Raw genomic sequence first — 26,933 nt, 5'->3', positions numbered from 1 at the left:
CCGGCTACCCCTCGAACCCCAGCCGGGTGATCACGCCAGTCATGCTGTCTGTCAACGTTTTTCAGTGACTTTGTGCACTCATCGCGAACAGCAGGGATGCGACGACTGCCCCGGCCACGACGACGACTCCGGGTACGTCGACGTGTGATACTCCTGGAAGCCGTCGTCGTCGATGATGGCCGGCGGCGACGCGTCCAGCCCGCCGGCAAGGGCGGTACCGTCACTGACGAACATGCCAAGGCCAACCAGGCCGAACGCGGCCACTGTGGCAAACCCGATCTTCCTCATTGTGTTGCCTCCCTTACCATTTCGATGATCACCGCATTGGTGATTGGCGAAATGGTGCGGCCAGACGCCACCGAGGGGAAGCATTTCAGGTCGAGAAGGCGCGATTCCTCGCACAATTCAAAGATTCGGCGCACGAGCGCCGCGACGGACTATTCCGCGAAGTAGCGCACCCTGGCGATCTGGCCACCGGCGTTACCGAGTTCGGCGATCAGGACACCCGGTCGCGGGCCGCGCAGCGACGCGGTCACCGACGAACCGGCGGCGATCACCTTGGTCCACGTCATTCCGGACAGCTCGTCACTGAACGCCCCGAATTTCAGGGGGTTTCCCTCACCTCGGGTGATCAGCGCACCCGGCCCCAGCGACCGCCAGGCTCGCAGCTGGTCGCCCGCGGCAACCGCGTCGAGGAAGGCCCGCACCGTGCGCTTGCCCCGGAAGCGGGCACCGCGAAAGCCGGTGGCGAATCCCAGTGAGCCACGCAATCCCTGGTTGCGGATGAGCGCACGGCCAAGTTCCACGGCCTGCGGGCCGGCCGCCAAGCCGTTGCCTGCGAATTGCACGACCATCGCAGGTAGCTCCCAGTACGCGCGCAGCCGTTCGATCCGCCACTGCGCCGAATCATCGCGAAGGTCGTAGCGCAGCACCGCGGGGATGCGCATCGTCACCGCGGGTCCCATGCCGACCTCGAGCACGACATCGCGGATAACGGTTGTCTCCGAGACGATATCGGCCTCATGGTGGAAGACGATCTGGCGCGGCGCGATGAACGTGTCGTAGAACCGTCCGATCTGCGTGGGCCCGACATGCGGTCGCGACCCCACCGGATCTTCCACCCGGCCGTCAGCGGTGAACAGGCCGACCCAGCCGGCGCGGTCGTGCTCGGCCGCCATCAATGGGGAGCGGTCGACAGCGTCGACCAGCGCCGAACGCGGTTCCGGCATCATGCGGTGTGAACCAGTTCGACTCCGCCGGAACGCATTTCGTCCAGCGCCTCGGCGGTCGTCCCCGGGGCGACCCCGGCCGTGAGATCCACCAGGACACGCGTTGTGAAACCCGCGCGGGCGGCGTCGGCCGCGGTCTGGCGCACGCAGTAGTCGGTGGCGATACCGGCGATGTCGACTTCGTCGACACCGCGGGCACGCAGCCAGTCGGTCAGTGAGGTGTGGTCGGTGGCGCCTTCGAAACCGCTGTAGGCGGCGGTGTAGGCACCCTTGTGGAACACCGCCTCGACCGCGGTGGTGTTCAGCTCCGGATGGAAGTCGGCACCGGTGGTTCCGGCCACGCAGTGCCGTGGCCAGGTGTCGATGAAATCGGGTTGGTCGGCGAAGTGAGTCCCCGGGTCCACGTGGTAGTCCTTGGTCGCCACCACATGGTCATAGCCGTGGTCGCCGGCCAGCAGCGCATTGATCGCCCGGACCACCGCACCCGCACCCGTCACGGCCAGCGATCCCCCTTCGCAGAAGTCATTCTGCACGTCGACGATGATCAGCGCCCGCATCTGCCCACCGTACGACAGATCCGATGGGGTCTACCCGCAGTACAGTGCGTAGCGAGATGACACTGTTCGACTTCTTCCAAGCAGAGGAACTTCCGGTGCCGGCGATCACCCCGGCGCAGGCCCGCGATATCGCCACGACTCAGTTCGGGGTCGATGCGGAGGTGACCGCTCTGGGTAGCCAGCAGGACGCGAATTTTCTGCTGAGCAGCCCGGACGGCGATCCGATCGGCGTGCTCAAGATCGCCAATCCGGCGTTCTCGCTCATCGAGCTCGAGGCTCAGGATGCGGCGGCCGCCTACATCCCGCAGGCCGAGCCCGGGATCCGCACGGCGACCAATATCGCTCCGGCCGGCGTGGTGCCGATCGCCGAGCTGCGAGGCGAGGACGGCTCGGCGCTCTACGCCCGCATCATCGCCCATCTGCCGGGCGGCTCCATGAGCGGCGAACAGTACGTCACCCCGGCTCGAGCGGCGGCGCTGGGCGCGCTGGCCGGACGGACCGCGCGCGCCCTCGCCGGTTTCGAACACACCGGCGTCGACCGCGTCCTGCAGTGGGATCTGCGCCATGCCCAGCGCACCGTCGAGGTGCTCGCCACGCACGTCACCGACGCCGCCCGTCGCGACGCCATCGAGTCGGCGACGGCCGCGGCCTGGCGAGTGGTCGCCGATCTCGCCGAGGATCTGCCTGTCCAGGTGATCCATGGCGACCTCACCGACGACAACGTGGTGTGTTCTCCCGCCGAGGCCGGCCGGATGCCCGACGGCATCATCGACCTCGGTGACCTGACGCGATCCTGGACCGTGGGGGAACTGGCGATCGCGGTGTCGTCGCTGCTGCGGCACGAGGGTGGCGAACCCGTCGCCACACTGCCCGCCATCGCCGCGTTCCACGCCGTACGCCCGCTGGGGCCCGCCGAGATCGACGCGCTGTGGCCGCTGGTCGTGCTGCGCGCGGCCGTCCTGGTGGTCAGCGGCATCCATCAGGCCACGATCGATGTCGACAACGACTACGCGACCAGCGCCCTGGCCTACGAGTGGCGGATCTTCGAACGCGCCGTCGAGGTGCCCGCCGACGTCATGACCGCCCAGATTCGCACCGCACTGGGCGCCGCGCACGCCGCCGATCCGCTCCCGGTCGAGGTCCCGTTGATCGGTGGGCTGGACCCCGCCACGGTGGCCCGGCTGGACCTGTCGGCGGAGGCCGACGCGATGGACGGCGGCCGCTGGCTGGCCGACGGCTGCGAAGGCGATCTCGTCACCAAGGCGCTGATCCAGGGCGCCGCGGCCGTCGTCAGCACGTTCGGCCAGCCGCGCCTGACCCGGTCGGTGCCGCTGAGCCCGACGTCCGCGGCCACCGTCGGCACCGGGGTGGACGTGTGGCCCAGCGGGCCGATGCCCGTCACCGCACCGTGGCCCGGTGTCGTCGACGACGTCAGCGACGATTCCGTCACCCTGACCGGCACCGCAGGATCACTTCGGGTGCGGGGTGCACTGCGGGTCAGCGATGAGCTCCAACCGGGCCAGAGTGTGCCCGCGGGCACCGCGCTCGGCATCGCGGACGGCCACGTGTGGGTTCAGTGCCGCAAGCAGCCCGAGGTGGCTGTTCCCGACTTCGTCCGGGCCGAATACGCCGCGGGCTGGCTGAGCCTGGTCGATGACCCCAGCGTGCTGCTCGGACTGCCACCGGCGACTCTGGCGGCCGACGACAGCGAGGCGTTGTGGCGCCGCCGCGGCGACTCCTTCGCCAGCGTCCAGGAGCACTATTACCTCAACCCGCCGCGCATCGAGCGGGGCTGGCGCGAGCACATGCTGGACAACGACGCCCGCAGCTACCTCGACATGGTCAACAACGTGGCCGTACTCGGCCACGGCCACCCGGTGCTCGCGGACGCCGTGGCCGGGCAGTGGCGGCGACTCAACACCAATTCGCGGTTCAACTATGGGGCGGTGGTGGCGCTGTCCGAGCGGCTGGCCGCCACGCTCCCCGATCCGCTGGACACCGTGTTCCTGGTGAACTCGGGCTCGGAGGCGGTCGACCTGGCGCTGCGGCTGGCGATGGCGACGACCGGGCGCCATGACGTGGTCGCGGTCGCCGAGGCCTATCACGGCTGGACCTACGCCACCGACGCGATCTCGACGTCGGTGGCCGACAATCCCAACGCGTTGGCCACCCGGCCGGACTGGGTGCACACCGTGCCCTCGCCCAATTCCTACCGCGGCGAGCACCGCGGACCGGATGCGATCCGCTACGCCCCTGAAGCCGTCGAGATCATCGAAAACCTTGTCGCACACGGCAAACCACCCGCGGGATTCATCTGCGAGCCGTTCTACGGCAATGCCGGCGGGATGGCACTGCCCGACGGTTACCTCAAGGCCGTCTACGCGGCCGTGCGAGCGGCCGGCGGCTTGGCCATCGCCGACGAGGTGCAGGTCGGCTATGGCCGCACCGGCCGGTCGTTCTGGAGCTTCCAACAGCAGGACGTCGTGCCCGACGTCGTCACCGTCGCCAAGGCCATGGGTAACGGCCAGCCGCTCGGAGCGGTGATCACCACTCGGGAGATCGCCGAGAAATACCGCACCCAGGGTTATTTCTTCTCCTCGGCCGGCGGCAGCCCGGTGTCGTGTGTGGTCGGCCTGACGGTCCTCGACGTGCTGGAGTCCGAAGGGCTACAACAGAACGCCCTGACCGTCGGCGACCACCTCAAGGCCCGCATCGGCGACCTGTCGACCCGCCACCCGCTGATCGGCACCGTGCACGGCAGCGGGCTGTACATGGGCGTGGAGCTGGTGCGCGACCGCGCCACCCTGGAACCCGCCGTCGAGGAGACCGCCGCGATCTGCGAGCGGCTGCGCGAACTGGGTGTGATCGTCCAGCCGACCGGTGATCGGCAGAACGTGCTGAAGGTCAAGCCGCCGATGTGCATCACGCGCGAATCGGCCGACTTCTTCGTCGACATGCTCGACCGGGTGCTGTCCACCGGCTGGTGAGTCAGCCGTCTCTATCCGATAGCCAGTCCCGCTGAGTGGACACGAATCGCGCGTCCACCACCGCGCCGTGCCCGGGGACGTAGATCGCGTCGGGCCCGCCCCAGGCCAGGACCCGGTCCACGGCGTGCGGCCAGGCCGGTAGATCGGAGCCCGCGTCGATCACCGGGTCGCCGGACTCTTCGATCAGATCGCCGCAGAACACCACCGCGGGCTGACCTGGGACGACAACGACCAGGTCATGGTCGGTATGTCCCGGCCCCGCCAGTTCGAGGTGCACGCTGCGGCCGCCCAGGTCCAGGTCGATGTTGGTCACGATGTGGTCGGGAGCGCGGACCCCGGCGATCGCCCGGTCCAGGCGTTCCGGGTCGGCTCCGTACTGCAGCGCATGGGCGCGAACCTCACCGATTCGGGTGGTCAGCGCCTCGGCCACGGCGGCAGGCGCGTATAGGACGGCCGTACCGAATCCCGCCGAGCCCAGAATGTGGTCGAAATGGTGGTGTGTCATCACCACGTCGGTCACCGTGCCACCAGTGAGTTCGCCGACGTCATCGGTGATCCGTGCGGCCTCGGAAAGGGTTGTGCCGCAATCGATCAGCAAAGTCCGATTGGTGCCGCTGACCAATCCGACGGTGACGTCGAGGAAGGGCAATCGGCAGCGGTACACGCGGTCTGACAGCGTCTCCCAGCTGTAGTGCATACCCGTAGAAGATAGTCCCTGACATAGGGTGGGAGCGGGCACTTACGTTGCAGTATGTAGCTAAGCGAATTATAGTCCAGACACATGTCCAGACAGCTCGCTGACCGTGTCCGGTTATTAACACGATGACATATGCGAGCCCGGCGCGTAGTTCGGCCGTATCGGTCATGGACGTTGCAGGAGTGTGAAAATGCGGATCGCGTTGCTGTCCTATCGCAGCAAAACCCACTGTGGCGGGCAGGGCGTCTACGTACGGCACTTGAGTCGCGGCCTGGTCGAACTGGGCCATGACGTCGAGGTTTTCTCCGGCCAGCCCTACCCCGAAATCCTCGATCCGCGGGTTCGGCTGACCGAGGTACCCAGCCTCGACCTCTACCGCGAACCCGACCCGTTCCGGGTGCCACACCCCCGTGAGATCCGCGACCGCATCGATGCGCTCGAACTGGCCACCATGTGGACGTCGGGCTTCCCCGAACCACGCACCTTCAGCCTTCGGGCGGCCCGACTGCTGGCCGCCCGCCGCGATCAGTTCGATGTCGTGCACGACAACCAGTGCCTCGGCACCGGCCTACTGCGCATCGCCGATATGGGTCTGCCTGTTGTCGCCACCGTCCACCACCCGATCACCAAGGACCGGGTGCTTGACCTGGCCGCCGCCAAGTGGTGGCGAAAGCCGTTGGTACACAGGTGGTATGGCTTTGCCCAGATGCAGAAGAAGGTCGCCAGGAGCATTCCTGATCTACTGACGGTCTCGTCGTCGTCGGCCACCGACATCGCCGACGACTTCGGGGTCAGCCCCCAGCAGCTGCGCGTCGTGCCGCTCGGAGTGGACACCGACCTGTTCAAGCCGTCTGACCTGCCCCGAGTGCCGGGTCGCATCATCGCGATCTCCAGCGCGGACCGCCCGCTCAAGGGCATCGGCCACCTGTTGCACGCGGTGGCCAAGCTGCGCGTCGAGCACGATCTGGAGCTGCAGCTGGTGGCCAAGCTCGAATCCAACGGGCCGACCGAGAAACTCATCGCCGAACTGGGTATCAGCGATATCGTGCACACCTCCAGCGGCTTGTCCGACGAAGAGTTGGCGGGGCTGTTCGCCTCGGCCGAGATCGCCTGTATTCCCTCGCTGTATGAAGGCTTCTCGCTGCCTGCGGTGGAAGCCATGGCCAGCGGCACGCCGATCGTGGCCAGCCGGGCCGGAGCGCTGCCCGAGGTGCTGGGCCCTGACGGTGAATGCGCCGACCTGGTGACACCGGGCGACGTCAACGAACTGATCGCCGCGCTGGGCAGGCAGCTGGAGTCCCCCGCCCGCAGGCAGTGGCTCGGCACCGCGGGCCGGCGTCGCGCACTGGACGTGTTCAGCTGGGAATCCGTGGCCGCGCAGACGGTGCGCGTGTACGAGCAGGCCATCGCGCGGACCGGCCGCCGCATCACCAGCACCGTCGAGGCAGTGGACGAATCATGCTGACCGTTGATTACGACCGCCTCGCTGTCGGACCGGGAACCAAATTCATCGATGTCGGTGCCGGCGCCGGGCGACACAGCTTCGAGGCCTACCGCCGCGGTGCCGATGTCATCGCCTTCGACATGGACGCCGAGGGGCTGGCCGACGTCGACACCCTGCTGCAGGCGATGGGCGAGGCCGGTGAGGCCCCCGCGTCGGCCAAGGCGCAGGTCGTGGTCGGCGATGCCCTGGCACTGCCCTACCCCGATGGCGAATTCGACGTCGTCGTCGCCTCGGAAATCCTCGAGCACGTCCCCGAGGACGACGCCGCGATCGCCGAACTGATCCGGGTCCTCAAGCCCGGCGGCAAGCTCGCGGTCACGGTGCCGCGCTGGCTGCCCGAGAAGATCTGTTGGCTGCTGTCCGACGAATACCACGCCAACGAGGGCGGCCACATCCGCATCTACAAGGCGGATCAGCTGCAGGACAAGCTGGTTCGCGGTGGGCTCACCTACACCCATACCCATCACGCGCACGCGCTGCATTCTCCGTTCTGGTGGCTCAAATGCGCTGTCGGCGTGGAGAAGCCGGAACACCCGGCGGTCAAGGCGTATCACAAGCTGTTGGTGTGGGACATGATGTCGCGGCCCGCGCTGACCAGGGTGGCCGAAGCCGCGCTCAATCCGCTCGTGGGTAAGAGCGTCGCCCTCTACTTCGAGAAGCCGATCACGAATGCCGCGGCCATCTGATCTCGAGGGTGTACCCGGCGTCGCCGGCATCCTCACACCGCAGCAGTGCCGCCAGACGGCGGAATCCATTGCTGCCGTACAGGAATCCTCGGGCGAGATCCCATGGTCGGAAACCGGGCACACCGACGTGTGGGATCACGTCGAGTGCGCGATGGCACTGACGTCGGCGGGACTGCTCGAACCCGCCCGCGCGGCCTACGAATGGTGCCGCCGTGAGCAACGGGCCGACGGCTCCTGGCCGATCCAGTACCGCCGCGGTGTGATCGAGGATGCCAACAGCGACAGCAACTTCTGTGCGTACATCGCCGCCGGAGTCTGGCATCACTTCCTGGTGACGAGCGATCTGACGTTCGCCGAGCACATGTGGCCGACGGTTCGCGCGGGTATCGATTTCGTCCTCGGCCTACAGGCCGGTACCGGTGAAATCTATTGGGCACAAGGCCCATCGGGTGTCCTCGAAGAGGCGCTGCTCACCGGTTGCGCCAGCATCTACCACAGCATCCGCTGCGCGGTGGCGCTCGCCGAGCGACTCGACGACCCGCAACCGGAATGGGAGGTGGCCCTTGGCCGCCTCGGCCACGCCATCGCAGAGCACCCTGATACCTTCACCGAGAAGCCGCATCACTCGATGGACTGGTACTACCCGATCCTCGGCGGCGCGCTCCGCGGCCCGGCGGCCACCGCCCGAATCGCCCAGCGCTGGGACGATTTCGTCGTCGACGGGCTGGGCATCCGCTGCGTCGACGATCGACCGTGGGTGACCGGGGCGGAGACCTGCGAACTGGTCATGGCGCTGGACGCGATGGGCAAGCGGCGGCGGGCCATGACGCAGTTCGGGGCGATGCAGCACCTGCGTGAGAAAGACGGGTCTTACTGGACCGGGCTGGTTTTCGCCGACGGCAAGCGCTGGCCGGTCGAGCGGACCACGTGGACCGGTGCGGCGGTGATCCTGGCCGCCGACGCGCTGTCGGCGACCACCGGGGGCAGCGGCATCTTCCGTGCCGCCGACCTGCCGCGCGGCCTCGAGGGTGACTACGACTGTGAATGCGTCAGGCGCTGAACGGATCCTCGCCCGCCGCTCCGGCGGTGCGCTCCAGCACCCGCAGCGAGCCGGTGCAGCCGACTTCGGTGAAATGACCGGATTCCAGTGCGCGGCAATAGATGTTGTACGGGGGCCGACCGCCGTCCTTAGGGTCGGGGAACACGTCGTGAATGATCAGCGCGCTGCCCGGTGCGACCCACCTGGCCCAGCCTTCGAGGTCCTGCTGCGCAGCCGTCTCGCTGTGCCCGCCGTCGATGAACAGCACCTGAAGCGGCGTCCGCCAGCCGCGGGCGACGACCGGCGACTTGCCCACTACCGCGACGATCGTGTCGTCGAGGCCCGCCGCATCCAGCGTCCGACGGAAGGTGGGCAGCGTGTCGAACCGGCCACTGACCGGATCCACCATCGTCGTGTCGTGGAATTCCCAGCCCGCCTGGTGCTCCTCGGAGCCGTGATGATGGTCCACGGTGTACAGAACAGTGCCGGTCGCCGCAGCGGCGGCGCCGAACATGACGGTGGACTTGCCGCAGTACGTGCCGATCTCGACCGCCACGCCGCCGTCCAGGTAGCGCATGGCCGCGTCGTAGAGCGCGCGCCCCTCGTCGGCGGGCATGAAGCCCACGACCTGCTCGGCCAATTCGAAAAGACGGGAAGTTTGCGCGGCGAGGGTAGTGTCGGTGCGGCTCATGTTCCGAACCTAACCCTTACGCATGGTCAATGGCCAGCGCGCACCTTGTCGGTGCAGGTGGCTTGTAGTAGCGTCCAGACATGTGTCTGATCCGGTAGCTCGGGAATCGACGCGACGCCGGTTGACAGCAAAGCAAGCCGCCACGGTCGACCGATTGGGTCGCGCCGCGGTCGACGTGCTCAGCCGGGAAGGGTTCTCCGGCCTCACGATCCGGATGGTTGCCGCCGAGGCCGGTGTCGGCGCCGCGACGGCCTACACGTATTTCTCGTCCAAAGAGCATCTTGTCGCCGAGGTGTTCTGGCGCAGGCTGGCCTCGACCCCGGTCCCTCCCGACGACTCCCCCGACCCGGTCGACCGTGTGGTGGGTGTGCTCCGGCATATCGCCCTGTTGGTCGCCGATGAGCCTGAACTCGCAGGCGCCGTGACGACCGCGCTTCTCGGCAAGGATCCCGACGTCGAGCACCTACGCTTTCGCATCGGTCGCGAAATCCATCAGCGGTTGACGTCTGCCCTTGGTACACAAAGCGATTCGGATGTCGTCGAATCTCTTGAGCAGCTATACGCCGGTGCGCTGGTACGGGCAGGCATGGGATACGCCTCGTATACCGAGATCGCCTCCCGACTCGAGGCCTCGGCGCGGCTGCTGCTGACCTGACGTTTCAAGCGGTACCTGCCGGGGCATGTCCACCAGGTGGATGTCGACCATCCCGAACTGGACCAGCGGTGGAACGCCGCGGCCCGGTCTGAGACCGAGGAAGAGCGACTGGACCGTAATTGGTCCAGTCTGCTCCAGGAACTCCGCGTGACCCAGACCGGCGTCCAGCTTCTGACCGGGTTCTTGTTGACACTCCCTTTTCAAGACCGATTCGCCCGGCTCAGCGACGAGATGCACACGGTGTACCTGATGACGGTGGCGTGCTCATTGGCTGCGACGGTGCTGCTGGTCGCGCCGGTCGGCATGCATCGCATGCTGTTTCGCCGACACAAGCTGCGCGCGTTGGTGTCGGCCGCACATCGCTTTGCGATCTACGGGCTGCTGCTCCTCGGTGTTGCCTTGACCGGTGTCGCCGTCGTGGTGTTCGCCGCGGTTCTCGACGAGAAGGCCGGGGTGATAGCCGGAGTCGTGACCGGCGTCTTGATGTTGGCCGCCTGGATCGTGTACCCGCTCATGCTGCGCCGTCTGAGGAGCTGACCACCCGGGTTTGACCCCGCTGTCAGTAGGGAACACGGGCGCCATGTTGATTCGCAGAGTTGCCCGGCCCATGTTGGCGGCGGTTTTCATCGGTCAGGGATTCGAAGCGCTCAAGAGCCCGAAGGGGGCCGCTGAAGCCGCCCGCCCGACCGTCGAAGGTCTGCAGAAGCTGCCGGAGCAGGTCAGCGCCAACGTCCCCAGCGACCCCGAAACATTCGCGAAGATCACCGCCGCGGTCCAGATCGGCGGCGGACTGCTGCTGGCGTCCGGACGCATGCCGCGATTTGCGTCAGCTGCGTTGGCGGCCACCGTGATTCCGGCCAACCTCGGCGCACACATGTTCTGGGACGAGACCGACCAACAGCTCAAGGCCGAGAAGCGCCGGGCGTTCCTGACCGATCTCAGCCTGCTGGGCGGGCTGATCATCGCCTCGGCGGACACCGCAGGCAAACCGTCCCTCGGCTGGCGGGGACGCCGCGCGGCCCGCAAGGTCAGCGAAGCCGTCTCCAGTGGTTTGCCGGGATCGAGCCACGGCCTGCTGGACAGCGACCTACTCGACAAGTACGGCCCGAAGGTCGGCCACGGGTTGCAGGTCGGCGCCGAACGCGGCCGGGAGTTGGCCTTGGCCGCCGGCGAGCGTACCGCGCCCCTACTGGAAACCGCCCGCAAGCGCGGCGCCGAATTCGCCGAGATCGCCCGCGAACGAGGTGCCGAGCTTGCCGACGTCGCCAGCGAGCGAAGCGCCGAATTCGCTGACATCGCCCGCAAACGGGGCGCGGAATTCGCCGACATCGCCGGCGAACGAAGCGCTGAGCTCGCCGAGATCGCCCGCAAGCGCGGCGCCGAATTCGCCGACGTGGCCAGGGATCAGGGTGGCGAACTGGTGGACACCACCCGCGCCCGCGCGAAGAAGGCCAACAAGCAAGCGAAGAAACAAGCTAAGAAGTTAGCCAAGCACTAGCCGTTCGGATCGCGCCGAAGTCAAGCCCCTGCGGAGTCACCGGGCCAAGGTAGATTGGGCCGGACTTACTTCAGCGGGAGGAGCGATCAATGACCACGGGTGACTACGATCCCAACGCGTACGGCCCACCCGGGGGCTATCCCCCTCCGCCACCGACCGGGCAGCCAGGCAGTTACCCGCCGCCACCGTCGAGCTATCCCCCGCCTCCGCCGCCGCAGGGTGCCCCCGGTTATCCCCCGCCGCAGCAGTTCGGTGGCCCGGGCTACGGCGGCGACTATCCGCCGCCGGTACCGAGTGGTGCCGGTCAGCCGGGCGGGGTGTGGATTCGCTTCGCCGCGCGCCTGATTGACTGGATCATCACGGGCATCGTGGTGTTCCTGATCTCGCTGCCGTTCTGGGGTACCGACACGTACAGCTACATCGGCGGCGTGGTTCTGGCGCTGGTGCCGTTTGCCTACTTCGTCGGCCTCGAGGTCAGCCAGGGCGCGACCCTCGGCAAGAAGATCCTCAAGCTCCAGGTGCACGGACCGGGCGGTGCGGCCAAGCCGACCGCTCAGCAGTCGGCTATCCGCAATTCGTTCATGCTGCTGTCGATCATCCCGTTCGTGGGGCCACTTCTCGGGTTCATCGCCGAGATCGTCATCGGCGTGACGATCAACAGCAGCCCGACCAAGCAGGGCAAGCACGACGAACTGGCCGGCGGCACGCAGGTCGTCCAGGGCTGAACACTGCGCTCAGATCACGAGACTGAGCAGTAGCACGACGATCAGGCCTGCCACTGAGAGGATCGTCTCCATCAGCGACCAGGTCTTGATCGTCTGCCCCACGGTGATCCGGAAATACTGGTTGACCAACCAGAATCCGGCGTCGTTGACATGTGAGAAGAACAGCGAGCCGGCCCCGACGGCAAGCACGACCAGGGACACCTGACCCGTGCTGAGGCCCTCCACCAACTCGAGCACCAGTGCCGAGGCGGTGATGGTGGCCACCGTCGCGGAGCCGGTCGCCAGCCGGATCAACACGGCCAGCACCCAGGCCAGCAGGATCACCGAGATGTTGGCGCTCTTGGCCCAATCGGCCAGCAGTGTGCCGATGCCGCTGTCGACGAGAACCTGCTTGAATCCGCCACCGGCGGCAACGATCAGGATGATGCCCGCCACCGGAGGCAGGCCCGACTCTACGCACTTCATGACGTCGGCCCGGGACATGCCCGCGCCGCGCCCGAGGGTGAAGATGCCGACGATGACCGCGATGAGCAGCGCCACGAGCGGGGTGCCGAGGACGTCGAAAGTGATTCTGAACCATTGATTCTCGTTGTCGATGAAGATATCGACGAGCGCCTTGCCGAGCATCAGCACGACGGGCAGCAGCACGCTGAACAACGTCACCCCGAATGAGGGCCGTCGCACACCGCGGTTCTTGTCGGGAATCACTTCGCCTTCGGGCCCCAGTGCCGCCGAGCCCGATCCGAAGGTGTCGGGCGCCTCGACGACGACCCAGCGCCCGGCCAGCTTCCCGAAGAGCGGGCCCGCCACGATGATCGTCGGGATCGCTACCGCCACACCGAGAGCCAGCGTCAGGCCCAGGTCGGCGTGCAGCAGACTGATCGCCGTCAACGGCCCCGGATGCGGCGGCACGAATCCATGCATCGCCGAAAGTCCTGCCAGCGCAGGGATTCCGACGGTGACCAGCGAGAGCTGGGAGCGTCGCGACACCAGGTAGATGACCGGCATCAGCAGAACCAGGCCGATCTCGAAGAACATCGGCAGGCCGATGATGGCGCCGACCAACGCCATCGCCCACGGCAAGGCCCGAGGCGACGCATGCCCGACGATGGTGTCGACGATCTCGTCGGCGCCACCGGAATCCGCCAGGAGTTTGGCGAACATCGCGCCGAGCGCGATCAGGATACCGACCCCCGCCGCCGTGGACCCGAAGCCGTCGGAGAACGATTTGAGCACCTTCTCCAGGTTCTCGCCGGCGACGATGCCGACCGTCAGCGCACCAAAGATCAACGCCAGGAACGGATGCAGGTGAACCAGCGTGATCAGGACGACGATCACCGCGATACCTGCGAGGAACGCCAGGATGAGCTGCCAGCCGGGGGCGACCGGCGTCGCCAGCTTGGGGGCTTCGGCCAATATGGTCGCGTGCAGAGTCATCGGCGTTCTTCTCCTTCAACGCGGGATACGTAGGTGTCGACAATCGAGTCGATGCTCTGGTCGACGTCGATGCTGATTCCGTGTTCGTCGGCATCGAGAGGTTCGAGGGTTTCGAATTGCGAGGCGAGCAAGGCCGCAGGCATGAAATGACCAGGCCTGCTTGCCTGTCGGCGTGCGATGACGTCTTCGGTGCCGCTCAGATGAAGGAATCTCACGTCACCGCAGTGGCTGCGAAGTTGGTCGCGGTATTGGCGCTTGAGCGCCGAGCAGCTCATGACACCGCCGGTGTGATGCTCGGCGAGCCACTCACCGATGGCCTCGAGCCACGGGTAGCGGTCGTTGTCGTCCAATGCGTGCCCGGCGGTCATCTTGGTGATGTTGGCCGGCGGATGGAAGTCGTCGGCGTCGGCGAAGGGCACCCGCAGCCGCTGGGCCAGTGCCGCGCCGACGGTCGACTTTCCCGAACCCGACACTCCCATGACGACGATGGGTGAGGCCATGCCTGCGTCTACCCTGCTGTGCGCCATGCCACACAGCATTCATTAATAGTCATACTTTTGCAAGGCTTCAGCGTGTTGAATCTGTTTTTAATGTAGTTTGCGCAGCGTATGACAAGATGTATCCGTGAGTTCAGAGCCAATGGTGAGCGAGTTGCACAGCAACGTGCTGACCGCGCTCGGCGAGGGCATCGTGTCCGGACGCTACAAACCCGGCCAGGTGCTCACCCTCGACGGCGTCAGCGCCCAACACGGCGTGTCCCGATCGGTGGCCCGCGAGGCGATCCGGGTGCTGGAGTCCATGCGGATGGTCGCTCCCCGCAGGCGGGTGGGCATCACGATCCAGCCACCGGCAAAGTGGAATGTGTTCGATCCCAGGGTGATTCGCTGGCGCCTCGATGCCGGCGACCGCGCCGCGCAGCTGATGTCGTTGTCGGAGTTGCGGCGCGGTTTCGAACCGGCCGCCGCGGCATTGGCCGCCCGGCGGGCCGACCCGCATCAGTGCCGCATCATGGCGGCCGCTGTTTCGGATATGGTCGTCCATGGCCGCTCGGGCGATCTGGAGTCATATCTGTTGGCGGACAAAATCTTTCATCGCACGCTGCTGGAAGCCAGCGGAAACGAGATGTTTCGCGCTCTCAACGACGTGGTGGCCGAGGTGCTCACCGGACGAACGCATCACGGCATGATGCCGGCCCAACCCAACCCGACGGCGATCGAATTGCACGACGAGGTCGCACGCGCGATACGACTGCGTGACGAGGGAGCCGCGGAACGCGCCATGCGGGCGATCATCGACGAATCGGCCGCCGCACTCGCCGACGACCTCTCCTCTGGGCCCAGCTGAATCAGCCGGCGGGCTTGTAGTTGAAGTCGATCCGGTCACCGTTGACGTCGGTGACGGTCAGCGTGAAGTCCTGGGTCTCCGAGCCGGCGACCACCGTGCAGGTGATGGAGTTGCCGACCTTGCCCTCCAGGTTGTCGGTGCAGTCCGCCGAATCCGGGCGGCTGCCCAGCTGGCTGGCAAGCTGATCCAGCAGCGAGCTCTCGACCTGAGCCTTCTCCAGCACCGGCAGCACATTGAAGTACAGCATCAGCCCTTCGACCTTGGTGACGACGACGGTGCGCTTCGATGTCACGCCACCGGCGGTGACATCGCAGTGAGTCTCGGTGCCCTCCTTGCCCTCGAGTCCGCCGTCACAACTCACCGAGTCGACCTTGGTGCTGGAGGCTTGGGCCAGCAGGTTGGACACGCCCTTCTCCAGCTGCGCCTTCGACAACGCCGGCGTCATGTCGTAGCTGACCGTCGTGCCCTCGACCTTGGTGACGGTGACGACCGGTTCGAAGCTGTTGTCGCTACTCAGCACCACCTCGCAGCGCGTGGTCTTTCCGACCTCACCCTTCAGATCGTCCTTACAAGTCACCGTCTGCGGCTTCTGCCCGGCTTTTTCGAGCCGCTGCGAGATGTCCTTCTCGAGGTCGGTTTTCGAGACCGAGACGCCGCTGCTGACGTTGAACGAACAACCGGCCAGCGCCGCGCCGGCAAGGCTCGCCGCGGTCAGCGCGGCTCCCAGCCGCGGGAGCACCATCATCCGTCGCATCATGACCTCCCACATTTGCCAACGTCGCGGGCATCGCGCGTTTCCGCGTGCAAGATACCAAGCCACCGTGAAGAAACGAGCGCTGTCGGTAGTGGTTCACTACAGGGGTGAGCAGATCACCTGAGTTGGCGCGCCGCTTCTTCGACCGCTACGAACCGGTCCACGGCATCACCTACTTCGCCCCGGGAATCCGAACCGTGTTGGACGCCATGGGGTTCATCGGGTTCTGGCGCGGCTACTTCGCGGGCCGCGCCGCGCCACTGGGTCAGGTTCCGGCCGAGGTCGTGACCGCGATCTTCTACAACTTCTCAGAAGAACGGGTACGCAAGGCGGTACCGGCGATCTGGGACATCGCCACACCGGAGCAGATGGTGTCCGTGCGGCGGGACACCGCGGTCGACACCCTGCGCGGCTACGGGCTGAGCGACGACACACCGGGTCTGGCGGAAGCCGCCGAACTGGCGGGGGTGGCGGCCCGCACCGCACCGCCGGACGGCCGGCCGCTGTTCGCGGCCAACCTGGCGCTGTCGTGGCCCGATTCCCCACTGGCCGCCCTGTGGCATGCGACGACCCTGCTCCGCGAGCACCGCGGGGACGGCCACGTGGCAACTCTGGTGAGCGAGGGCATCAGTGGCCGCGAATCCAACGTCTTCCATGTCGCCGCGGGGGCGGTGCCCCCCGATTTCATCAAACGCAGCCGCGACTACTCCGACGAGGAGTGGGACTCGTGTGTGCACTCCCTCGTTGAGCGTGGATTACTCACGCCCACATGCACTCTCACCGACGCGGGGCGCGCGCTGAAAGACCACATCGAATTGCGGACCGACACTCTCGCACTGAGCGCGTTGACCGCCCTCGACGACGCGGCGGTGGAGCGGCTGTTCCAGACACTCACGCCGATCACCCGGCAGGTCATCGCCGGCGGCGACCTTCCTGCCGCCACTCCGATGGCGCTGCGCCGCGACGAACTCGACGACAACTCCGCGGGGCTGTAGCTTCATCTCTCAGTCCGACTTACGGTGCAACGCTTCGGGTTTGTGCACCGCGTCGTTGCCGCTCTTATCACTGCGCACACGGTATTGGGGATCCTCCGGCGACGCCCGCACGGTCCGCTTGGCTGCGGTGGTGTCGGTGGTGATCTTCTCCTCCACCGTTCCCTCGGCGGTACCGCCGTGGCTGCTCCAGGTGACCTTATCGCCTTTGTGGAACTCGTCTTTTCCCATGCCAGCGCATACCCGCCGACGACGTGCTCAATCCTCGCGGGGCGACTTCAGGTCGACACCCGACTTCCGCGCGGTGTCGTACAGCCGTGAAAGGTAATCCCCCATCGCTACGTCAGCCTCGATCTGCTGAGCCTTGGCGCGCCGTTGCCGCGCCGCCTCGATCGCGACACCGATCACAAAGAGAACGACAAACACCAAGGCGCCGTAGAGATTACGGAACAAGAACCAGGTGAGCACGCCGGACAGCGCGGTACCCAACCCCAGCAGAACTGTCTGGGCGAATACCGACCCGCTCGTCGGCTCGAGGTTGTCCGTCATCTGTCACCCCCGAACCACTGGTGACGGAAGCGTAATTCGCGCGCCTGAGAACGTCCTGATATTTCGATTAATCTCCGAATCAGAGGTTGCGATTCCACTCCACCCAGCCGACACCGCTTCTGCCGTCGGCCGTCTCGACGGTGACCCAGGACCGCGGGAACTGGCTGATCTGCCCGTCTGGGCCGACCAACCGGACCGGTGCGTGTCCCCGGATATCGACCGTCGCCTGCACGGCTCCCGGTTCGTAGAGAATGCTGGTGGTCAACGGCAATCCGTTGTCGGCGAACGTCGCATCCGCGGTGACGCTCGTCGTCTCGGTCACCGGCACGCCCGATCGCTGCAGATAGCCCACGCTGACCGGCGATATTCCGGGGATGCGGATGTCGACGCCGTGCAGGTGCGTGCCGTCCTGAAGGTGCAGCGCACTCCACACCCAGTCCATGCTCCACCAGTCCCGCACACCGTTGGAGTGGTCGCGTTGCCCCGGCACGGCTTCGAACTCGTAGGCACGGCCGTCGATGGTGACGGTTCCGGTGACCGTGCACGGGATTTCGTAGCGCGTGGTGATGCGATACGCGTACGGGGTGCCCACCGACGTCCAGGTGAGGTCCATCGTCAGGTCCACCGGCCGTCCCGGTTCGTCGCGCAGCAGCGCCGACGGGTCGTCGTATTCCTGTGCGGTGCCGCGCACTTGGACACGGTAGGTCTGTAGTGGGGTGATCGCGCCGTGGCGCAGTTCGGCGCCCTCGGCCGTGGCCACTGCCGGGTCCGCGGGCAACGGTGCCTCGAAGTTCACCAGCGCGACGGTCGGCATGTCGGGCCCGCACACCAGAGCATTGATCCACGCGACGTTCTGGTTCGGTACCAGGCCGAGCCTGATCCAGCCGCCGACGTTCTGAGCTGAATCGGCGAAATCCCAGTACCAGCTTTCGTTCCACAGCGGTTCGTCGCCCGGCGGGTGAGCGCCTTCCTCTGCGGGCTCCGGCGTCAGAGCCTGCGGAGCATCGGGTGCGGGCAGAACGTCGAGCGCCCCGGTGTCGAGCACGTGGCTGGTGTGCCGGTCGAGCATCGTCAGGAACATCTCGTCGCCGCGATCGGTGCGCTCGACCAGCATCGACGACACCACCGCCATCATCACACCCGCGAAGCTCTGGCGCCGCACACCTTCTCGCACGTCGTCGAGCGTCAGTGTCGAATCTGGGCCCAGCCCTTGGTGATACGCACGGAGGAGCTCGTCATAGTGAGCTCGGCGATCGTCGACGGCGACCGCACAGCCGATGAAGTAGGCGACATCGGTCATGGCCGGGCCCCAGGTGACGGTCTGCCAATCGACCACGGTGAGGTCACGTCGCGAGCCGGGGCGGCCGAAGAGCATGTTGTCCAACCGGTAGTCGCCGTGCACCAGACCCTTGATCCGGTCGGGCACCGATTCCTGCTCCATATAGGCATCGAAGCTCGCGACCAGTCGCTCGCACACCAACCGCTGATCCGGGGTGATCGCGTCGCCGTAGCGGTCGGCGAAGCCGGCCCACAGCCCCGCCACCAAGGCCTGGTTCAGCGGCGCCGCACGGGTGAGCCACTCCGCGTCGGCCAGGCTATCGCTGCCGATCACCGGGGCGTGCAGCCGGCCCAGCTCGGTCAGCGCCAGTACGGCGTCTTCGATTGCAGCGCCGCGGATTTCGTTGCCCACCTCGGCCGGTGCGGCATCGTCGAGCAACAGCGCGAAGATCCCCGTCTCCGGGTCGTAGGCGGTGTGATAGCACTCGGCGACGGGGCCGCCAAGACTGGGCGCCACGTCAGAGTAGAACTTGACCTCGCGCTCGTAGAGTCCCAGCGCGAGGCCGGTCTGCCTGCTCGTCGGATCGGTGGCGGCGACCTTGAGAACCACCGAGGCGGGCCCCTCGGCGCCGTCGTCGTAGCTCAGGCCGATCCGATAGCACTCGCTCATCTGGCCGGTACCGATGCGCTCGACGGTGAATCCGGTCACCGGGGCTCCGATCGCGGCGGCCAGCCACGGCGCGGTCAGATCACTCGGGCGTTCGATGACGATGTCGTTGGTCTGCACGCGACCAACTTAGGTCAGATCAGCGGCCGGACGAAGGGTTTTCCGGTCAATTCTTGACGGGTGTCAACTCGACCCTGGTCAGGCTAGCGGTTGGCGAGGGAAAAGCCTGCCCACGCCGTGCGGCGATGTGCGTGCGGGTCGTGTTCCACCCGGGTGTGCCGGTCGAATACCAGCACCGGGCGCTCCGGATCGGTGTAGCGCGGCCAGTCCTCGCCGGGCACGCCGTTGCGGCTGAAGCTGCGCCACCGGGTCTGCACGTCACGACTGACGTTGCGCGCCGAGCGACGGTCCATGGCAGCCGTCAGGGCCGACCCGAACCGCGTGCGGTAGATATCGAAGACCGCCAGTAGCTCGGTGGCGTGGGTGGCGCCCAGCCCCGACCAGTGCAAAGTCCGCGGGGCGTAGTCGTAGCGGTACACGTAGGTGGGCGCGTGGGCGGTGTGCGCCTCGGCGATCTGCCACGCGGCCGTCCCGAACGCGAAGTCGCCGCCGAGCGCCACGCAGGCATCGGCGCGTGGATATCCCGGGTATGCGGCGGTAATCCGTTCGCGCGCTTGCGGATCCGCAGACGACAGCAGACGTTCGATGGCGGGTTCGGTGGTCGGCAGCAGTTTCATGAACCGGGTGAACAGCCTGCCCTCGTCGGCATTGGTTCCGACGATCAGCGGCACCTTGTGAGCGGCGCCGGCCCGCATGGCGGCGACGGGGTCGTCGGGCAGGACGTCGTCTCCATAGGTCGGGCCGAGGGAGAACGCACCGTCCATATCGGTGAGGCTCTGGGCCAGCAGGGTGTCCAGCGCGTCGACCAGATCCCGTGGCCGGGCCCGCATCAATGTTTCGGCGCCGTCGTCGGGACCGCCTCCCAGCAGGGTGGCGAATTTGCCCGCAATCTTGGCCGCGGTCTCCGGACCACTCACCAGCCCGGAGGCTGGACTCTCCGAAATGGCTTGGGCGAAAAGACCTTCGGCGTCAGGAACGGCCAACAGGGTCGCGACGGCGTGTGCGCCCGCACTCTCGCCGAAGATCGTCACATTGCCGGGATCACCGCCGAATGCGCTGATGTTGTCGCGCACCCAGCGCAGGGCCATCACCAGATCGCGCAGGAACAGGTTGCTGTCGATCGGGGTGTCCGGGGTGGACAACGACGACAGGTCCACACACCCGAGCGCACCGAGCCGATAGTTCACCGACACGTAGACGCAGCCGCGGCGAGCCAGCGCCGCGCCGTCGTAGATCGGCGTGGCCGAGCTGCCCATCAGATAACCGCCGCCGTGGATGAAGAACATCACCGGCAGTGGTTCGTGATCCGGCTCCGCGCCAGACCATTGCGGGGTGACGACATTGAGCGTCAGGCAGTCCTCGCCCATCGGCTGGTACTTGCCCACCCCCAACATCGTGTAACGCCGCTGCTGAGGGGCGCAGTTGGCGAATCCGTGGCAGTACCGCACGCCCCGCCAGGGCTGCGGCGGCTGTGGCGCGCGGAAGCGCAAGGCGCCGACCGGCGGGCGCGCGTAGGGAATCGAACGCCACCTGTTCACCCCGTGGCGGGTGAACCCCTCGACGACGCCGCTGCCGGTGGTGGCGCGGACGGTGTGTTCGTGCATCACACGACGGTAGCGAACATCTCGCTTCTCGACGCGCCTGACAAACCGGACGGGACGGGGCCGCTAGCCTGTCGGGATGCGAATCGCCGTGTTGCTCACCGCGTCGCTGCTGGTCGCGGGATGTTCCGGGTCGACCGGCGGCCAGGCGAAGCAGACGCAATTGACCCCGATCACACCGTCACGCTCGGCAACCTCGTCGTCGGCGTCACCGTCGACGACCACGTCGTCGGTGCCGGCTCCGGCGGCCGGAGCCCCGATCGCGGAGGCCATCAAGTGGATCGAGGCCGGTCCCCCGATCGATGCCGCGCAGTACCACATCGCGTTGCGCGGCTCTGTCACGACCGATCTCGGCGATGACGTCGCATTCACGACGCCGGCGGGCACGACGTGCATGACCGATGCCAAGCACGGCGCACCGGGGCTGGCCTGCCTGGTGGAGCTCACCAATCCACCACCCCGGCCGCAGGACGTCTACGGCCAGTGGAAGGGCGGCTGGGTCGATTTCGACGGCAGCACCGTCCAGGTCGGGTCCGCGCACGGCGATCCTGGCCGCTTCACCTATGGGCAGGGCCGCGAATTGCCTTATGACACTTCGCTGTCGTTCGCCGACTACCGCTGTCGCACCGACGCCAACGCGTTGGTCTGCGTGAACTATGCCAAGCAGTCGGCAGTGCGCCTGGCCGCCGAGGGAGTCAACGCCTATGCCTGCGCGCAACAGGTGACACCGCCGCCAGGAGTCGGCGAGCAGTACACCTGCTAATGCGCGTGCGCCGGATAGGCATGCACGACAGCGGTATCCAGCTTCGGGATGGCGTGGGTGAGGTCGTGCTCGGCGCTGTGGGCGATGTCGTGGGCTTCCGCCAGCGTGAGATCGGGGTCGATATCGAGTTCGGCATCCGCGTGCAGCCGGTGCCCGATCCACCGCATCCGCACGCTGCGCACCGACCGCACTCCCGGGCGTGCGGCCAACGTCGTCTCGGCAGTATCGATGAACGCCGGATCTACGCCATCCATCAAGCGGCGGAACACATCCCGGACTGCCGTGCGCAGCACCGCGAGAATGGCCACGGTGATGACCAGGCCGACGATCGGGTCCGCCAGCGGAAAGCCGAGCGCGACGCCACCGGCGCCGATGACCACCGCCAACGATGTGAAGCCATCGGTGCGGGCGTGCAGTCCGTCGGCAACCAAAGCGGCTGAGCCGATTCGGCGTCCGACGCGGATGCGATAGAGGGCCACCCATTCGTTGCCGATGAAGCCGACCAGTCCGGCCAGGGCAACCCAGCCGAGATGGTCGATGGGCCGCGGATCGATGAGACGTCCGATGGCCTCGTAACCCGCAATGATCGCCGACACGGCAATCATTGCGACGACGAACATTCCGGCCAGATCTTCGACCCGCCCGAAGCCATACGTGTAGCGGCGGGTGGCAGCCTTGGTGCTCAACGAGAACGCGATCCACAGCGGTACCGCGGTCAGGGCGTCGGAAAAATTGTGGATCGTGTCGGCAGCCAGCGCGATCGACCCCGACACGACGACGACGACAATCTGGGCGATCGCGGTGAGCCCCAACACCACAAGGCTGATCTTGACCGCGCGGATACCTGCGGCGCTGGACTCCAGCGCGCTGTCGAAGCTGTCGGCAGCGTCGTGCGAGTGCGGTGCGAAGATCTCTGCGATGGCCCCGCGCAACCCCTTCGGGTGGTCGTGGCTGTGGTCGTGATCATGGGCGTGATCGTGATCGTGCAGGTGGGCCATCAGGCGCTCCCCCGGTCCGAAAGTTCGTGAACTCCGCGATGGTGCGCGGGCGTCCCGCCGGCCGCGTGTTCGGCGTTGTAGACCGCATCGGCCACGAGTTGACGGACGTGATCGTTTTCGAGCCGATAGAACACCTGAGTGCCCTCACGGCGGGTACGGACTAGGCGCGCCATCCGCAGCTTGGCCAGATGCTGGGACACCGACGGCGACGGTTTGCCCACGCATTCGGCGAGGTCGTTGACACTCAGTTCACCGTCGATCAGCGCCCACAGCAGCTGCACGCGAGTGGCATCGGCCAGCATGCGGAAGACCTCGACGACCAGATGAGCATGGTCCTCCGCCAGCTGCTTATCTGCATTCATACGCAGATAGTAGCAGATGATCGCTCACCAAGGCCGCGGCTCAGGCAGCGAGAACTCCCTTGGCACGCAGCAGCGGGAAGACGCCCTCGGCGAACCAGTAGGCCTCTTCCAGGTGCGGGTAGCCGGACAGGATGAACTCGTCGAAACCGACCGTGTGGTACTCCCAGATCAGGTTGGCGACCTCTTCGTGGCTGCCGACCAACGCGGTACCGGCACCGCCCCGGACCAGACCCACACCCGCCCACAGGTTCGGATAGATCTCCAGCTTGTCGATGCGTCCGCCGTGCAGGGCGGTCATCCGGCGCTGACCCTCGGACTCGGAACTGGCATGCAGTTTGGTGGCCTGCTCGATCTGATCCGGTGTCAGCTCGTCCACCAATTCCTGCGCGACCGCCCAGGCCGCTTCCGAGGTGTCGCGGGTGATCGTGTGCAGCCGGATGCCGAACCGCACGTTGCGCCCCCGCGCCTGCGCCAGCGTGCGCACCTCGTTGATCTTGGCAGCCGCGGCCTGCGGCGGCTCACCCCAGGTCAGGTAGACGTCCACATGCTCGGCGGCGATCGGCAGCGCAGCCGCGGACGAACCACCGAAGTAGAACTCGGGCAACGGGTTCGGCGGCTCGGAAACCCGGCCGTCGCGGACCTTGTAGTACTCGCCGTCGAAGTCGTAAGAGTCCTGCCCCCACACTGACTTCACGATCTGAAGGAACTCCCCGGTACGGGCGTACCGCTCGTCATGGTTGAGCCAGTCGCCGAACCGCTGCTGCTCGCCATCATCGCCGCCACTGACCACGTTGAGCAGCAACCGGCCGTCCGAGAAGCGCTGCAACGTCGCCGCCTGCTGGGCGGCGAGGGTGGGCGGTACCAGCCCGGGCCGGAACGCCACCAGGAACTTGAGCCGCTCGGTCTCCGCCAACAGGGCCGACGCCGTCAACCATGCGTCCTCGCACCATGTTCCGGTCGGGGTCAGCACCCCTTCGAAGCCAAGCCGGTCGGCTGCCCTGGCCACCTCGGCCAGATACCGGCGGGTCGGTGCGCGGTAGCCGTCGGGAATCGTGTGATGCGACGACGCGTGCGACGCACCCACGATCGAGCGGCTGTCCCCGTTGGTGGGCAGGAACCAAAAGAACTTGGCAGACAACAGATTCTCCTCTAATTGGAACTGATGAGAACAGGCTCGAGCACACCGGCGTAGCGGCGATCGACCCATTTGGAAAAATCAGGGGCGGACTGGATCTGCCCCGACTTGGCGAACAGATCCGCGATCTTCTGCTCGGAGGCAACCACCTCGTCGCTCAGCGCTGTCGGCAGACGCAGGCTCCGGCTCTGCGACACCTCGGCCGCCTGGAGATCCAATCCCACAGCGGCGGCATACTTCTGCGCCCACTCCTGCGGATGATCCTGAGCCCACTTCGCTGCCTTGGCGAAACGCACCAGCAGATCGGCCAGCGCGGAGTTGCGCTTCGGATCCGCCAGTGCGGCATCGGAGGCAACCCCGAACCAGTAGCCGTTGGTGACGCCCTTGGCCTGCGCGATCGACCGCACCTTCAGCTGCTGCTCGGCCTGCGCGGTGAACGGATCCCAGATCGCCCACGCATCAACCTGATTGGCCCGAAATGCCGACAGCGCGTCAGCAGGCTGGAGGAACACCAGATTCACATCCGCGGGCGTCAGCCCGGCCTTCTCCAGCTGCCCGAGCACGTTGCCGTGCGCGGAACTGCCCTTGCCGACCGCGATGCTCTTGCCCCGCAACTGGTCCACCGAGGTGATCGGCGAATTCGCGGGAACCAGGATCTGGTCGCCGATACCGCCACCGTTGTAGGCCGAGACCACCTTCACCTTCGCGCCGGAGGCCGCGCCGAAGATCGGCGGGGTGTTGCCAGTGATCGCGAAGTCGATCTTGCCCGCGGTCGCGGCCTCGATCTGCGGCGGGCCGGACGTGAAGGTGGAGAACGCGATCTTGTACGGCAGGTTGTCCAGCGCCCCGGCGGCACGCAGCAGCGATTCGGTGCCGCCCTTCTGGTCGCCCACCTGCAAGGTCAGATCCGACAGCTCGGTCAGCGCGACCGTCGGCGGCGCCTGGGACGCACCGGAGTTCTCGTGGCGCGATACGCAACCCGTCAGCAGGAGGCCCAATACAGCCAGCAAGACCATCACACGGCGAAATACTCTGGGATACACGCTTGCTCCTGTCAGATTTGAACGCCGAGTTGCTCCAGCAACTCGACTCGATGGCTCTCGATGGCCGCCGACGACGTCCCCGTCGGCAGCCGCGGATCGGCGATCTCGGTCTGATGAACAACCCGGCCGGAATCCAGGACGAGCACCCGATCAGCCAGTGCCACAGCCTCATTCACGTCATGGGTGACCAGTAACACCCCGAATCCGTGCCTGCGCCACAGCTCCAGTAGCAGCGCGTGCATGGACAGCCGGGTGAGCGCGTCCAAGGCGCCGAACGGCTCGTCGAGCAGAAGCAACTGCGGCTCGGCGACCAGCGCGCGGGCCAGCGATACCCGCTGGGCCTGGCCGCCCGACAACGTCAGCGGCCACGCGTCGGCCCGGTCGGCCAGCCCGACATCGGCCAGCGCCTGCTCGGCCCTGGCCACCACCTCGTTGCGGGGCAACCGGAATCGGGTCAGCCCGTACCCGACGTTCGTCCGAACCGAGCGCCACGGGAACAGCCGCGGCTCCTGAAAGGCCAGCGCCGGTGCGCCCGCGACCACTCGCTCGCCGGTGTGATCGTCGGACAGGTCGGCGAGGACCCGCAGGATCGTGGACTTGCCAGAACCGCTGCGTCCCACCAGCGCGACGATCTCACCGGCGCCGACGGTCAGCGAAACATCGTGCAGGACGCGGTGCTCGCCGTACCACTTGTCGATGTGCCGGAGTTCGGCGGCCACCGCGGTCTTGTGTTCGTGTGTCACAGTCATGACCGATACCTCAGGGCTCGGCGCTCGAGAGCGCGGACGACGGCGTCGGTCGTGATGCCCAGCAGCGCATAGACGATCAGACCGAAGATGATGATGTCGATGCGCAGAAAGTCCCGCGCATTGTTGATCAGGTAGCCGATGCCTTTGTCGGCGTTGATCTGTTCGGCGACGATCAATGTCAGCCAGGCGATCGCCAGCGACTGGCGCAACCCCACCAGCACCTGCGGGGCGGCGCTGGGAAGAATGATGTGACTGAACCGCTGCCGAAATGAAAACCCAAGCACGTCAGCGGTTTCGAACAACTTCGGATCGACCTGCCGGATCGCCGAGAAGGTATTGAGGTAGAGCGGGAAGCTGACGCCGAGCGCGACCAACAGCACCTTGGGCAGCTCGCCGATCCCGAACCACAGGATGAACAGCGGAATCAAGCCCAGATGCGGCAGTGCCCGCAACATCTGCATGGGCGGGTCGACGGTCGCCTCGGTCCAGCGCGACAGACCGACCGCGGTCCCCAGCCCGACCCCGATCACGCCACCCAGCAGCAGCCCCTGGATCACCCGCAGCCCGGACACCTGTAGCGCGTCGGCGAGTTGGCCGTCGCGGATGAGCTCGAGCCCGGCCTCGGCGATCAACGAGGGAGCGGGCAGGACTTCCTGGGAGATGATGCCCACCGCACTGCCCAGCTGCCACAACGCGAGCAGGACCACCGGGGTGACCCACCGCAGAACAGTCCACTTCCGGTGCCGGCGTCGAGCCGGCGTGCGGGGGCCGGCCGGCAGGACCGGCGCGGCTGGCGTCGTCACGGTGTGGGTCTCCCCGAAGTGGCGCGTGGGTGGCTGTGGGCGTGCGACATCGCAAAAGTCGCGTGCTTCG

The 26,933-nt window shown here is 66.7% G+C and carries 29 protein-coding genes; 11 read left to right on the top strand and 18 right to left on the bottom strand.

Features of this window, described 5'->3' with window-relative positions; translation table 11 throughout:
- Positions 1 to 78: 78 nt before the first annotated feature.
- The 3 genes from EV580_RS18300 to EV580_RS18290 all read right to left on the bottom strand — a co-directional run bounded on the left by EV580_RS18300 (position 79) and on the right by EV580_RS18290 (position 1,786).
- Positions 79 to 288, bottom strand: coding sequence for a hypothetical protein (locus EV580_RS18300; protein WP_133692621.1), 210 nt, complete (start codon positions 286 to 288; stop codon positions 79 to 81).
- A gap of 149 nt (positions 289 to 437) precedes the next feature.
- Positions 438 to 1,232, bottom strand: a complete 795-nt coding sequence (locus EV580_RS18295) for a ketosteroid isomerase family protein (protein WP_133692620.1) — start codon at positions 1,230 to 1,232, stop codon at positions 438 to 440.
- The gene (locus EV580_RS18290; protein WP_133692619.1) at positions 1,229 to 1,786 is read right to left on the bottom strand and encodes a nicotinamidase; all 558 of its coding nucleotides are present in this window, start codon (positions 1,784 to 1,786) and stop codon (positions 1,229 to 1,231) included. The genes EV580_RS18295 and EV580_RS18290 overlap by 4 nt, the downstream gene beginning before the upstream one ends.
- Positions 1,787 to 1,842: 56 nt before the next feature.
- On the opposite strand from EV580_RS18290, the gene EV580_RS18285 reads away from it, so the two are divergent.
- Complete coding sequence (locus EV580_RS18285) at positions 1,843 to 4,773, top strand: aminotransferase (protein ID WP_133692618.1); 2,931 nt, start codon at positions 1,843 to 1,845, stop codon at positions 4,771 to 4,773.
- Position 4,774: 1 nt separating this feature from the next.
- Here EV580_RS18285 and EV580_RS18280 read toward each other — a convergent pair whose 3' ends face one another.
- Positions 4,775 to 5,470 (bottom strand): MBL fold metallo-hydrolase, encoded by a 696-nt coding sequence (locus tag EV580_RS18280; protein ID WP_133692617.1) that lies wholly within the window; start codon positions 5,468 to 5,470, stop codon positions 4,775 to 4,777.
- A gap of 190 nt (positions 5,471 to 5,660) precedes the next feature.
- On the opposite strand from EV580_RS18280, the gene manT reads away from it, so the two are divergent.
- The 3 genes from manT to mmpH are packed head-to-tail and all read left to right on the top strand — an operon-like array spanning position 5,661 to position 8,720.
- Positions 5,661 to 6,935, top strand: a complete 1,275-nt coding sequence (gene manT, locus EV580_RS18275) for an MMP alpha-(1->4)-mannosyltransferase (RefSeq protein WP_133692616.1) — start codon at positions 5,661 to 5,663, stop codon at positions 6,933 to 6,935.
- Positions 6,929 to 7,660, top strand: a complete 732-nt coding sequence (locus tag EV580_RS18270; protein ID WP_133692615.1) for a class I SAM-dependent methyltransferase — start codon at positions 6,929 to 6,931, stop codon at positions 7,658 to 7,660. The genes manT and EV580_RS18270 overlap by 7 nt, the downstream gene beginning before the upstream one ends.
- Positions 7,644 to 8,720 (top strand): MMP endo-(1,4)-3-O-methyl-alpha-D-mannosidase, encoded by a 1,077-nt coding sequence (mmpH, locus tag EV580_RS18265; protein WP_133692614.1) that lies wholly within the window; start codon positions 7,644 to 7,646, stop codon positions 8,718 to 8,720. Before EV580_RS18270 ends, mmpH begins: the two co-directional genes overlap by 17 nt.
- Here mmpH and EV580_RS18260 read toward each other — a convergent pair.
- The gene (locus EV580_RS18260; RefSeq protein ID WP_133692613.1) at positions 8,710 to 9,390 is read right to left on the bottom strand and encodes a class I SAM-dependent methyltransferase; all 681 of its coding nucleotides are present in this window, start codon (positions 9,388 to 9,390) and stop codon (positions 8,710 to 8,712) included. The two genes, mmpH and EV580_RS18260, sit on opposite strands and share 11 nt — an antisense overlap.
- An 82-nt stretch (positions 9,391 to 9,472) precedes the next feature.
- Between EV580_RS18260 and EV580_RS18255 the strand changes: the two genes are divergently transcribed.
- From EV580_RS18255 to EV580_RS18240, 4 genes are all read left to right on the top strand, one after another.
- A complete protein-coding gene (locus tag EV580_RS18255; RefSeq protein WP_133692612.1) occupies positions 9,473 to 10,045 on the top strand; it encodes a TetR family transcriptional regulator in 573 nt (190 codons plus the stop codon).
- A 36-nt stretch (positions 10,046 to 10,081) separates the two neighbouring features.
- Positions 10,082 to 10,582 (top strand): DUF6328 family protein, encoded by a 501-nt coding sequence (locus tag EV580_RS18250; RefSeq protein ID WP_133692611.1) that lies wholly within the window; start codon positions 10,082 to 10,084, stop codon positions 10,580 to 10,582.
- Positions 10,583 to 10,625: 43 nt separating this feature from the next.
- Positions 10,626 to 11,543, top strand: coding sequence for a DoxX family protein (locus EV580_RS18245; protein WP_133692610.1), 918 nt, complete (start codon positions 10,626 to 10,628; stop codon positions 11,541 to 11,543).
- Between the two features lie 89 nt (positions 11,544 to 11,632).
- Positions 11,633 to 12,268: an RDD family protein gene (locus EV580_RS18240; RefSeq protein ID WP_133692609.1), complete on the top strand. Its 636-nt coding sequence runs from the start codon at positions 11,633 to 11,635 to the stop codon at positions 12,266 to 12,268.
- A 9-nt stretch (positions 12,269 to 12,277) separates the two neighbouring features.
- Here the strand turns inward: EV580_RS18240 and EV580_RS18235 are convergent, their stop codons facing one another.
- Both EV580_RS18235 and EV580_RS18230 read right to left on the bottom strand, forming a co-directional pair.
- Entirely contained in the window at positions 12,278 to 13,705 is a 1,428-nt protein-coding gene (locus tag EV580_RS18235) for a GntP family permease (RefSeq protein WP_133692608.1), read from the bottom strand.
- On the bottom strand, positions 13,702 to 14,205 hold the full coding sequence (locus EV580_RS18230) for a gluconokinase (RefSeq protein WP_133692607.1): 504 nt from the start codon (positions 14,203 to 14,205) through the stop codon (positions 13,702 to 13,704). The genes EV580_RS18235 and EV580_RS18230 overlap by 4 nt, the downstream gene beginning before the upstream one ends.
- Positions 14,206 to 14,344: 139 nt before the next feature.
- Here EV580_RS18230 and EV580_RS18225 point away from each other — a divergent pair, with 139 nt between their 5' ends.
- Positions 14,345 to 15,049: a FadR/GntR family transcriptional regulator gene (locus EV580_RS18225; protein ID WP_221218359.1), complete on the top strand. Its 705-nt coding sequence runs from the start codon at positions 14,345 to 14,347 to the stop codon at positions 15,047 to 15,049.
- A 1-nt stretch (position 15,050) separates the two neighbouring features.
- On the opposite strand, the gene EV580_RS18220 is transcribed toward EV580_RS18225, so the two are convergent.
- A complete protein-coding gene (locus EV580_RS18220) occupies positions 15,051 to 15,794 on the bottom strand; it encodes a DUF4333 domain-containing protein (protein WP_255496983.1) in 744 nt (247 codons plus the stop codon).
- 116 nt (positions 15,795 to 15,910) lie between these two features.
- On the opposite strand from EV580_RS18220, the gene EV580_RS18215 reads away from it, so the two are divergent.
- Positions 15,911 to 16,798: an SCO6745 family protein gene (locus tag EV580_RS18215; protein WP_133692605.1), complete on the top strand. Its 888-nt coding sequence runs from the start codon at positions 15,911 to 15,913 to the stop codon at positions 16,796 to 16,798.
- 9 nt (positions 16,799 to 16,807) lie between these two features.
- Here EV580_RS18215 and EV580_RS18210 read toward each other — a convergent pair whose 3' ends face one another.
- From EV580_RS18210 to EV580_RS18195, 4 genes are all read right to left on the bottom strand, one after another.
- Complete coding sequence (locus EV580_RS18210) at positions 16,808 to 17,026, bottom strand: hypervirulence associated TUDOR domain-containing protein (protein WP_133692604.1); 219 nt, start codon at positions 17,024 to 17,026, stop codon at positions 16,808 to 16,810.
- 27 nt (positions 17,027 to 17,053) lie between these two features.
- Positions 17,054 to 17,344: a hypothetical protein gene (locus EV580_RS18205; RefSeq protein WP_133692603.1), complete on the bottom strand. Its 291-nt coding sequence runs from the start codon at positions 17,342 to 17,344 to the stop codon at positions 17,054 to 17,056.
- Positions 17,345 to 17,423: 79 nt separating this feature from the next.
- On the bottom strand, positions 17,424 to 19,409 hold the full coding sequence (locus tag EV580_RS18200; RefSeq protein WP_133692602.1) for a DUF7064 domain-containing protein: 1,986 nt from the start codon (positions 19,407 to 19,409) through the stop codon (positions 17,424 to 17,426).
- 83 nt (positions 19,410 to 19,492) lie between these two features.
- Positions 19,493 to 21,013 carry a carboxylesterase/lipase family protein gene (locus tag EV580_RS18195; protein WP_133692601.1) on the bottom strand — a complete coding sequence of 507 codons (1,521 nt, stop codon included), beginning with the start codon at positions 21,011 to 21,013 and terminating at the stop codon, positions 19,493 to 19,495.
- A 76-nt stretch (positions 21,014 to 21,089) separates the two neighbouring features.
- On the opposite strand from EV580_RS18195, the gene EV580_RS18190 reads away from it, so the two are divergent.
- A complete protein-coding gene (locus EV580_RS18190) occupies positions 21,090 to 21,773 on the top strand; it encodes a hypothetical protein (protein ID WP_133692600.1) in 684 nt (227 codons plus the stop codon).
- Here EV580_RS18190 and EV580_RS18185 read toward each other — a convergent pair.
- From EV580_RS18185 to EV580_RS18160, 6 genes are read right to left on the bottom strand one after another with little or no spacing between them, the layout of a single operon-like run.
- On the bottom strand, positions 21,770 to 22,771 hold the full coding sequence (locus tag EV580_RS18185; protein WP_133692599.1) for a cation diffusion facilitator family transporter: 1,002 nt from the start codon (positions 22,769 to 22,771) through the stop codon (positions 21,770 to 21,772). The two genes, EV580_RS18190 and EV580_RS18185, sit on opposite strands and share 4 nt — an antisense overlap.
- Positions 22,771 to 23,133: an ArsR/SmtB family transcription factor gene (locus EV580_RS18180; RefSeq protein WP_133692598.1), complete on the bottom strand. Its 363-nt coding sequence runs from the start codon at positions 23,131 to 23,133 to the stop codon at positions 22,771 to 22,773. The genes EV580_RS18185 and EV580_RS18180 overlap by 1 nt, the downstream gene beginning before the upstream one ends.
- 40 nt (positions 23,134 to 23,173) lie before the next feature.
- The gene (locus EV580_RS18175) at positions 23,174 to 24,271 is read right to left on the bottom strand and encodes an LLM class flavin-dependent oxidoreductase (RefSeq protein WP_133692597.1); all 1,098 of its coding nucleotides are present in this window, start codon (positions 24,269 to 24,271) and stop codon (positions 23,174 to 23,176) included.
- An 11-nt stretch (positions 24,272 to 24,282) separates the two neighbouring features.
- Complete coding sequence (locus EV580_RS18170) at positions 24,283 to 25,284, bottom strand: ABC transporter substrate-binding protein (protein ID WP_133693121.1); 1,002 nt, start codon at positions 25,282 to 25,284, stop codon at positions 24,283 to 24,285.
- A 38-nt stretch (positions 25,285 to 25,322) separates the two neighbouring features.
- Entirely contained in the window at positions 25,323 to 26,060 is a 738-nt protein-coding gene (locus EV580_RS18165) for an ABC transporter ATP-binding protein (protein WP_133692596.1), read from the bottom strand.
- The gene (locus EV580_RS18160) at positions 26,057 to 26,863 is read right to left on the bottom strand and encodes an ABC transporter permease (protein WP_502703936.1); all 807 of its coding nucleotides are present in this window, start codon (positions 26,861 to 26,863) and stop codon (positions 26,057 to 26,059) included. The genes EV580_RS18165 and EV580_RS18160 overlap by 4 nt, the downstream gene beginning before the upstream one ends.
- Between the last annotated feature and the right edge of the window lie 70 nt (positions 26,864 to 26,933).

Source organism: Mycobacterium sp. BK086 (assembly GCA_004362315.1).
Classification (GTDB): domain Bacteria; phylum Actinomycetota; class Actinomycetes; order Mycobacteriales; family Mycobacteriaceae; genus Mycobacterium.
Note: the sequence above shows the minus strand (reverse complement) of the source record. Positions and strands in the feature narration are given on the sequence as shown.